Source organism: Nitrospirota bacterium (assembly GCA_016212215.1).
Lineage (GTDB): Bacteria > Nitrospirota > 9FT-COMBO-42-15 > HDB-SIOI813 > HDB-SIOI813 > JACRGV01.
The window spans coordinates 1-10514 of sequence record JACRGV010000044.1 but is presented as its reverse complement, the minus strand read 5'-3'; the positions used below and the strand labels follow the sequence as shown (position 1 = coordinate 10514).

Genomic DNA, 10514 nt, shown 5'->3' with positions numbered 1-10514 from the left:
TACAGGCACAGGCACACTGTTCGGATCACTCGCATTCGTACCAAGTACAAACTCCTGCCAGTCCGTCCACTCATCCCCATCAGTATCTGACGTAGCCTTATTATTTATAACCAGAGGGTCTAATCCATTACTCACCTCATATCCATCAAATATCCAGTCCCCATCCGTATCAGGATTGTTCGGGTCTGTGCTATAGATAGTTATCTCATCAGAATCTGAAATACCATCAAGGTCAGTATCCATGTTCGGTATACTATTCCAATCAGAAGGATTACTTCCCCCCTGGTATTCTTGGATATTAGAAAAACCATCCCCATCAGGGTCACCATTTACCCCATTGTCACCTGAAGAGTCTAATGGATTTAAACCATACTGAACCTCCCAACCATCCGGCAATCCATCACCATCTGTATCATTGTTGAGCGGGTCTGTCCCAGTATCGTTTGGATCAATAAAGGTTCCTGAATTGGTCTCTACAGAATCAGACAATCCGTCGTTATCATCATCAGTATCTACACAATCAGCCTGGCCATCGCTATCCGAGTCAGGAAAACCTTCGTCTATCAGCCCATTAAGATCGTTATCAATGCCATCACAAATTTCAATTGTGCCAACCTCGCCGGTACGTACCGGCCACACATAGTAAAGATCGAAGGATTTACCGCCGTCGCCCACGTAGCCAACCCACAAACCAACGACCCAAGCATTGCTCGGGTAGGAGGCGCTAGAAGAAGACGACCAATAGGTGATGGACTGCACATTATTAAAACCCTGCGAATTAAGCCAGACAGATGAATCAGACTGCCCGACATGCATCATGCTTCGCAGCTCATTGACATTGGGCAATCGCCAGTCTGAGTAACCAAGGTAACTATTTGTATTCAAACAAGCTACATAATTCAGTGCATCCTGCCATGTCTTCCATACGGCAGTAGAGCATGTAGCAGGCCCCGGTGCATTGCCATCCTGCGTCCATATCAGGCCGGTGAGGTTGTCGGTGACTGTGCCGTCGCTGTTGTCTATAAATCGTGAGCTTGGCCAGGCAACACCGGCCTGAATCTCCCCATCCTGCCCTGTGCCGGTACAGGCGATCACTGCCTCTGCCGAATCATAACAAGTCGTCTGGCCGGTTTTTGGAAGCTGAATGACCGAAGAACCAAATGAACGTACTGGCCACACGTAGAAGCCGTCGAAGGACTTAGAGTTAAAGCCCATGTCGCCACCCCACATACCGACGTCCCACGCACTGTACAGATAGCGGGCGTAAGAAGTAGACGACCAGTAATTGTAAGACTGCACATTACTGAATCCCTGCGAGTTTAGCCATGTAGCTGAATTGCTTTGCTCCGTATTGACCAGACTCTGAAGCTCGAGGACATTCGGCAATCGCCAGTCAGTATAACCGAGATAGCTATTTGTATTCAGACAAGCCACATAATCCAATGCACCCTGCCATGTTTTTGTAGTGGAAGGGGAACATGCTACAGGCCCAGGCGCATTAGCATCCTGTGCCCATATCAAACCTGTGAGGTTATCAGTAACCGTTCCATCTAAATTGTCTGTAAATCTTGGGATCGGCCATGTTACACCGGCCTGAATCTCCCCATCCTGTCCTGTCCCGGCACAGGAGGGAATCACTGCCCCTGCCGAGTCATAACAGGTCGTCTGTCCTGTTTTAGGAAGGTCTATTGCAAATGCATTTGATGAAATAAATATAGAGAGGAATATAGTAAAAAAATATAATGTTATAGAATTGAAATTAAAATAATGAATATATGATTTAGGCATAACAGTACCCTCCTAATTTTAAAGACAATAGAGTTATATTTCTTTTGATATCCATCGCAGTTTTCCTTGAAATTAAATTAACAGATTGTCAATTAATCTACAAAGGTGAGGTAAGTTAATTGAACTATAGTATTCTAATAATTCGTTGTCAAGAATTTTTATTAAGAATGTTTATTAGTAACCGTTCACAGTTATCAGTTTACGGTTCACGGTTTTTCAACGAGTTATGTAACGCTTGGAGCATTTTTGAAATTGACAACTTCTAAATCTTCAAAAGAAGCGCCCACAATTTCATCTTACTTTTATATTTTTCTTAACCGTTAACTGTAAACTGTCAACTGCGAACGGTTACGTTTATTATAAGAAATCGGGGAATTTCAACGCAATGCCGTTATGTCATTAATCACTGCTACAGGCTCCAATTTATAAAAATATTCCTTAACCTTTTCCAGTGATGAGTCAATATAGGTATAAAGCAGTATAGTGTCTTTCTCAGCAAATCTAAACGACGGAATTAATGTTGCTGTAATTTGTCTATAAGGTCCTTCCTTGCTTTCACTTCTCAATATATGGAAACCGTTGACAGGTTCATTGCCGTACCACGTGAGTATATTGCCTTCTTCATCCCGACTGACATGTAGTGAATCTCTATTTTGTGTTGCTACAAAACTGTTTCTTGTCTCTGGCCTATCATCTGCTAACTGCTTACTGCTGACCACTAACTTCTTTATGCTTGCAACTGAAACCTCATTTCCATTTGAGTCAATTATCCTGAAGGCGATGGTTACTGGAGCCGTATTATTCGAAAATCCCTCCGGCGGGGTAAGAAAACCCCGCCTATCCTGATATATATTAGGGATAGGCGGGACATTCTTGTCCCGCCTATTTTCATCAACGTTTGTTAGCGGCACGTTCATGGACATTTCATTCATTATATTCATTAATATAGCATTATCCGCTTCTTCACCTGAAAGGAATTTGCTTGTACCGTTTGGGTCAGTGACAATTGTGTAAGTAAACTCATGATTGGGATTGCTGATTTCTTTGCCTTGATTTACAATACCGTCTAATTTATCTGCTGACTGTTTGCTGTTTACTCCGCTCCCATCATCTGACTTCTGTACTTCATCTTCTGACTTATGACCATTTATGTCGGGGTCGTGCTTTGCTATAACTGTAACCGGACCATACTCACTGCTTTTCTTTCCTCTTGAATCTATCTCCTCAAGTTTGTAATAACACTTTTCCTGACACAATGTACCGGCTGTTGAATCAATATATTGATAAACTTCTCCCCTTACAGGACTCCCCTTACTTGAAATCAATATAGGATTAATTTTTTCGTAATTCCCTGTTGGAGATGTACTTCTCCATAAATAAAATCCTTCACTGTTAATCTCAGATCCGGTTCTCCATGAGATTATGACCTTATCATCCGATAGTTCAGCATCAAATGAAGAAAGCCTTATAGCCGTCGGCTTTTCGACATATAGGTAAACGGATGATGTATTGTTTGCAAGTTTAAATGCAGGTTCCGGATCGGATGTGGTTATTGTTGCCGAATCCGTCCAACTTAGCGGGCTGTCAATAACTACTGCCTTATAGGAAACCACAGGGTCAATGCCGGGGAGTGTTCGTGTTCCAGATAGAACACCCGGTAATGAATCTGATGTTAATCCCCAGCATATCTTATCTCCATTATCAACCCCGCCTGCAGAAATTGTTAATGCAACAGGCGCCAGGTAGGACTGATTATAATTGTCACAAAGAACTACATTCGGTGCATCATTATTATCATTATTGCCGTAGGTTAGTACAATGGTAACTGTATCTCCCGGCTTTATCAAGGCAGTGGATGCAGAGTTAACGGTCTTGGTAACAAAAAGGTTCGGTTCTGCATCAACCAATATGTCTGCAACAGAAATATTATCAGACAGGTCAGAATCAGAAGATGTAGTGGTTATAACAGCAGTATTAACTACATGAGTAATCCCGATAGGCATGTGTGCATTTGTATCAGGAGTGCTGTCGTGTATCTTGCCGTCATAAGTAAGTACAAAAGGTCCGCTTCCGGCTGTAACTGTACCGGCGCTCCATGTAATCTTGTTGCCGTCATCAATCCCGCCACAGCAAATATTTGAAGGAATTATATAACTCTGGTCATAGTCATCTGTTATTACCGTGGTGTAGGCATCACTACCGCCGGTATTGCCGTAACTCAGAGTAAATGAAAGTGTTTTGCCAGGGTTTACAGTGCCGGTATAACCTTTAGTTATAAATAGGTCTGCTAAGGCAGGAGGCGGCGGTTCTATCAGGCATGTTGATGAACATCCATCACCATTCAGATTATTCCCATCATCGCAGGTTTCTCCTAAGCCGGCCTGAAGTACCCCATCACCACAATATTCGATAATACAAACCGCACTGCATCCATCACCTGATGTATTATTCCCGTCATCACATTGCTCTACGCCTTCAACAATATTGTTACCACAAAGGGGCAGCGGCGGCTCTATCTGGCAAGTAGATGAACATCCGTCACCATTCATATTATTTCCATCATCACATGTTTCACCTAATCCAGCCTGAGTAATTCCATCACCACAGAATTCTATGACACAAACCGCACTGCATCCATCACCTGATATAATGTTCCCGTCATCACACTGCTCCCCGCCTTCAGGAATACCGTTACCACAGATTGCAGGAGGAAGCGCCTCTATCTTTTTAATGGGAACATCCTGTGAACCGGTTGCAGTACTGTTGCCATGCAGGGTTGCACCCGGAAAACCTGATGAACCGATAGCAAGATGTGCCTTCCAGTATAATGCCCATTTGCTGTTATAGGTTCCTGCCTCTGATGACCCAAAGAGGACTGCCCATGTATCCTGTATCTTCCGTGAAGGTGAACTACTGCCGGCAGGGTCTTCATCAATCAACCCATCAGAGTCATTATCTAAGCCATTGGTAATCTCTTCATCTACGTTTGAATCATTAAGGGGGTCATCGTTTAAACCGGTGTAGGTGTGACCTGTAATTATACAAGGATTTGAAGTTATAGGATTATCCCCAAAGGCACGGGTAGGCTGAAATGTGCAGTTCTTGGTTAGAGAACCATCACTCATCTTTCCTACATAATAATCAGCAGTAGTATCTATTCCCGGGATTCCCGTCCTGAGATTATCATGTTCATTGGTCATATAATAAGTACCGGCATCTCCCGGTTTTGGAAGATTAACCCTGAGGCGGTAAGGGACATAGTTGCCTTCAGTCCACCCCTTTAATACACCGGATGTCCAACCGTTCATGGGGGTTACACCATTTGCCCATGAAGGCAGGGCTGATTGAGTGCAATCTCCTTTTGACCATGAACAACCCTGAAGGAGAAATTGGGCAGTGTCAAGGAAACTGTTAGATGCGAGTATCACATCAGGGTTGGGGATTGTATCAATAGCCTCTATCGTATAAACACCTTCTACCAGTATATGATCTACATAATAAGTGTACGCAAAGTTACCATCCACATTGGTTATAATGGTGTCACTGCCGGGTGTCTCTGTACCATTACCGGTAACAACACTGCTATCAGGTCTGGTTATCTTTATAAGGACGGGTGTATAAGGCGTGAATCCGACCCCGTAAATGTGGGCAGTATCCCCTTTGAGATAGTTCGGTTCATCTGTCCAGATAAATTCATTGCCTGTGGCCGACAATACCACCTGTGAAGAAACAAAAAGGGACAGAAGCAAAAAAACGAAGAAAATACCAAGTCGCAATAACCTTCTTCTCATAACAAAGCTGCCTCAATCTGGGGTATAGATTATATTATTTTTGTATTTTTATAACAGTTATCTTATCCCTTGTCTATTACCCAAGTGGGTATTTTTTTAAGTTAAAAAATAAGTTCATCCGAAAATCCCTTCCGGCGGGGTAAGAAAACCCCGCCTATCCACATAATGGGGGGAAACCCCGACTATCCATTAACAAATTGAGGATAGGCGGGACTTTCTTGTCCCGCTGATTTTCATGGCCCTTTGTGATCCCTGGCTCATGACGGTTCATCCGAAAATCTTAACGCAAGGCTGTCTTATTTTCCATGTTACTTATAATCTCAATTTTGTAGTAATACTCTTTCCCTTTTTCCACCTTTGCATCAACATAGTTATATTTGAATAGTTTCCCATCCTGCCCTGTGCTTAGATATGGTATAACTGTCTTTGTTATCTTTTGATATTCGCCGTCTTTCTTTGTACTGCGTAATATATGGAAGCCTTTTACAGGTTCAGAGGCATACCAAGTGAGTTCGATACGGTCTGCGTATCTTTTTGATTTCAGATAATCCTGATTTTCTTTATCTAACTTCTGACTTCTAACTTCTGACTTCTCTCCTTTTCCCTCTACACTGGCTATTGCCACCTCATTCCCCTCTGCATCAATAATCCTGAACTGTATGGATTCAGGGGAGTGTCCGTCATTGCGAGGCGAAGCCGAAGCAATCTCATTTTTTGCAACTGTATCATCACTACTGTTTTCTGTTTTTTCTTCATTCTGACTTCTTACTTCTGACTTCTTACCTCTAACTTCTGACATCTGGCTTTCTGCTTCTACCTTCTGCTCCCCGGCCTCTTCATTTATTATCCCCGCCACCCTTTCATCATCTACCGTTTCACCAGAAAGAAATTTCACAGGGCCGTCTGCGTAGGCAACTATTGTGTAAGTTGATCTTACGACACTTTCCACTTCACCCTCCCCCTTGAGGGGGGAGGGGAGGGGTGTGGGTGTTTGTTGTTGAATGTCTTCAATCTTTTGATCTGCTAACTGCTCACTTCTTACTGCTATCTCTTTCGCCTTTGCTACTGCCGATAACGGTCCATACTGCGCCAGTTTTCCGCGTGTATCCACCTCTTCAAGTTTATAATAGTAGCTCTTGCCTTCTTCAACTGAAGCATCCACAAAGCTATACCTTCCTCGGCTAAACCCACCTCCGGTACTTGCTACCATTGAAGGTGTTATTCTGTTATATGGCCCGATGGAAGATGTACTGCGGAGGATGTGAAAGCCTTCAGTATCAATCTCTGCTCCGGTAGACCAAACGATGAGGTTACTGCCCTCCCCCTTTGAAACATTGAAAGAGGAGAGGCGGATGGCAGTAGATTTCTCACATCTGGTCTCGGAATCACAAATCATATCGCCCATGAAAAATTTTCCAGAAAGCAGGTCACAGGCCGCCTTGCTTGTGGGAGCTGTACATGCATCTACAGTTTCACAACAGCCAAGAGGGTCAAGGACAGAACCTTCACATGATGGGCAAGGATTATACCAACCTACCGCGGCAGGTACATGCGAAGTAATAAATATTGCGAGCAATATTGAACATATAAGTAGTCTTCTTTGATCCATCATGATAGATATTCCTCAAGTTATTATATATTATGTTCTTTTTCTTCTTGATTTGCTGCAATACTTTAAGTAAATCAATCCCATTTTTTTCTTTTATTAATTAAGACTTTTATAAAAGTCTGAGATATGATGAATTCGTCATTCTCAGTAAAGTGTGAATCCTGTCTTTATTAATATGTTGCAAAACCTCTGTATTAACATTTTCATGGAAGAGAAGGTTTTTGTAATAGCCTCTTTTACTCATAATATTTCAAAAGGATCTTTATCGACTCACCTTCAGCTATTACTTCCTTGACTTCAAAAAAGTAATGACCATCCAAGGTAACTGTTTCCTTTGATCTTACTAACTGTTTCAATCTCTTCCCATTAGGATACCTTATAAGATTTCGTTCAATGATAAATTTCCCTTTCTCAACATAAACTGATGGTTCCTTTAAAAAAAACTTTTTAAACTCATTTTCCCTTAATTCCCCAAAACCAGGATCTTCTTCATTGGGTATTTTATATACTTCTATATAGTCTATATCATTAAATAAGAAATGATTATTTATATCTGTAAAAAATCGTACCAAATCTAATGCTTCCTGCTCATTCCTTATTATTCGTATAACCTTGTAGAAATCAGATGCCTTCTCTATTTTTATCTTCTCTCCATCTTTGACTGCAAACAATCGTAAAAAGGCTTCAACTGGTTCCCCTGCAGAACCAGTAAAACTTTTATATAATATATATCCTTTAAGATTAAGATTTGTCTTAATTCTATCTTTAGTATCATACATAAAATCTTTTGCTTGGGTTACAACATAATAAAAACAACATATTATATTTAATGTGATGACTAAACTAACTCTTATCTTTCTGGTATTTGACATTTTTAAAAAGGACAAGCTTTATCTTTTGCTTTATCACAATTCTCCTTTTTAGATTTCTCTACACTCCCTTTGTATTCTTTAAAGATATCACAACACTCTTTATTATAATGTTCACCAATTTGATGGTCACCTCCTGCATGATCTTTTAATGTACAATCGCATTTCTTCAGTTCCCTTTCAGCACAGTTGACACTTACAGTATATGCTCTGCACTCAGAGAATGCACTCGTTTCCTTAATCCAATTTTTATACTTCTCAATGCAGTTCGCTTGTTCCCCAATATCTTTTCCTGCATTATCATAACATGTTTTAAATAATGCACAACATGGGCCTCTGTAGTTTCTGTGATCAGATTCATGTTCTTCAGTACATACTCTGGTACATTTTTTATTATAAATTTCTGTCACCATTGTACCTGTGTTTATATCACACCAAGTTTTACCGTTTACCTCCTCAAATTCCTTACTCAAATTGGGTAAAAGTACTTTCCCGTTATTGGTCTTGTAATTTAGAGGGTTGTTTTCTACATAACTATATTTATTAACAGCAAGTAGGTGTATATTATCTTCGCCTATTTCATTTTGAAGAAACCTACCTGACTTAGGATCGTAATATCGAGTTTTGTAGAAATATAAACCAGTTTCCATATCAAATACTCCGCTTGTAAACATAAATTGATTTGAAATTATAGAAGATAAACGAAATAAGAAGGAAGGATCAAGTATTGTTGTCTCACCGTAGGCGTCGTATTCGTAACGTTCAACAATAACTCCTGAACTATTAGTCACAGCAGAAACAGTCCCGAGGGAATTCTGGTGATAATAATATGTGTTGCCGCTACGGTCCATAGTAAGTATCTCATCTATCCAGCTTCCGAATGTATAGGTAGCTGCCACAACATCCAGACCATCCCGCTCCTCAATTACCCTTGAGCCGTCAAAATAGTATCGTGTTATAGTACCAGCGACGTTCTTCTCTATGCGTCTGCCGAGCGGGTCATATTTGTAAGAAATTGCACCTGGGGCTACATCTGTGAGGCGGTTTTCATAGTCAAAACTAAATGCCCTTGTTCCATCATTAGTAAGGTTGCCGTTTAAATCATAGAGAGGGAATACAGCCCCGCCGCTGACTATCGCCGTATATTCATTAACACTGTTGGTTGTGTAGGTGGTAATTGTTGCATCTTTATTAGTAGAAGTACGGTTTCCGACTGCATCATAGTTATAAGCCGTCTGGGTAAGAGGTGCCGGTATAGTCCCGCTGATATTGAGGGTGCCTTCTTTATACGCCGTCACCCTGTAGATGTTGTCATAGAGATATTGCTCTGAGTTGGTGAGGTAATGAAATTTCTTCTGGTATTTTCTGTTCCCCTCATTGTCAAAAGTATATTCAAAATCTGTAAAAGGTGTAATGCCGGCAAGATGTGTAAGATTTGTAGTCCAGTTGTTGGCATTATGTGTGTATGCAGCGGTTGTTGTGTTCATGGGATAGTCCCTCCCAACAAGCCGGTTACCTGCATCATAGCTGTACAGGACAATGGTATTTAAGCCCTCTTTTATATTATTGAGCCTCTGCCTGAGGTTCATCTCCTCGGTCACGCTCTTTCCGCCGGGGTATGTAAGGGTACGTTTGCGGTTCGGTATGTCATAAATGTATGATGTGGCCTTTCCATTCAAAGTCTCGGATAGTGTCCTGTTTGCATTGTCATAGGCATAGGAGATAGCGGCATTGGCGTTGGCCGCTGTAAGCATACTTCCTGCACTGTCATAAGTAAAGGAGTCGTCGTTTATGCCGGGATAATTACGCAGGGTCAGCCTGTAAAGGTCATCATAAATATAGGCAGTAGTATTTCCATTCTGGTCTGTCCTTGTCAGCATGTTCCCTACTACGTCATAAGAAAAGCCCCTTGTTGTGAGGTCTGCATAAGTCTCTGAAAGCAGGCGGTTCAAGGCATCATAGGAATATGTTGTAGAATTCCCCTTTGCATCTGTAATCATGGTGAGATTACCCACAGGATCATATAAGTGGATAGTAAGATTGCTGAGGGCGTCAGTTGTCATAATGCGCCGGTTCAGTGCATCATAAGTATACGAGGTTGTATTACTATTTCTGTCTGTCACAGTCAGTTGATTCCCCGCATCATCATAAGAATAAGCAGTAGACTGGGACATCGGGTCAGTCACAGATACCAGACGGTTTGCGGCATCATAGACATTAGTGGAAGTAAACCCGTTACCATCTGTGGACGTCAGGCGATTCCCGTTGGCATCATAACTATAGGCAGCTACCACTCCTACAGAGTCAGATATGCCGGTCAGACGGTCTGCTGTATCATAGATAGAGGTCGTTACATTGCCACCAGGTGAAGTGACTGTCTGCTGCTTCCCATCAGGATAATAAGTGTAAGATGTAGTCTCGCTCATCGGGTTTGTCTCACTGACCAACTGTTTCAGT

5 protein-coding genes are annotated in these 10514 nt (G+C 41.7%); all 5 read right to left on the bottom strand.

Annotated elements, in window-relative coordinates:
• A partial coding sequence (locus HZA08_04095) for a DUF1566 domain-containing protein (GenBank protein MBI5192612.1) occupies positions 1–1788 on the bottom strand: 1788 nt, incomplete at its 3' end.
• Between the two features lie 377 nt (positions 1789–2165).
• Positions 2166–5579 (bottom strand): DUF4215 domain-containing protein, encoded by a 3414-nt coding sequence (locus tag HZA08_04090; GenBank protein MBI5192611.1) that lies wholly within the window; start codon positions 5577–5579, stop codon positions 2166–2168.
• Between the two features lie 280 nt (positions 5580–5859).
• Positions 5860–7191 carry a hypothetical protein gene (locus tag HZA08_04085; protein ID MBI5192610.1) on the bottom strand — a complete coding sequence of 444 codons (1332 nt, stop codon included), beginning with the start codon at positions 7189–7191 and terminating at the stop codon, positions 5860–5862.
• Between the two features lie 233 nt (positions 7192–7424).
• On the bottom strand, positions 7425–7967 hold the full coding sequence (locus tag HZA08_04080) for a hypothetical protein (protein MBI5192609.1): 543 nt from the start codon (positions 7965–7967) through the stop codon (positions 7425–7427).
• 95 nt (positions 7968–8062) lie between these two features.
• Positions 8063–10483 carry an RHS repeat protein gene (locus tag HZA08_04075; protein MBI5192608.1) on the bottom strand — a complete coding sequence of 807 codons (2421 nt, stop codon included), beginning with the start codon at positions 10481–10483 and terminating at the stop codon, positions 8063–8065.
• Positions 10484–10514 lie beyond the last annotated feature (31 nt).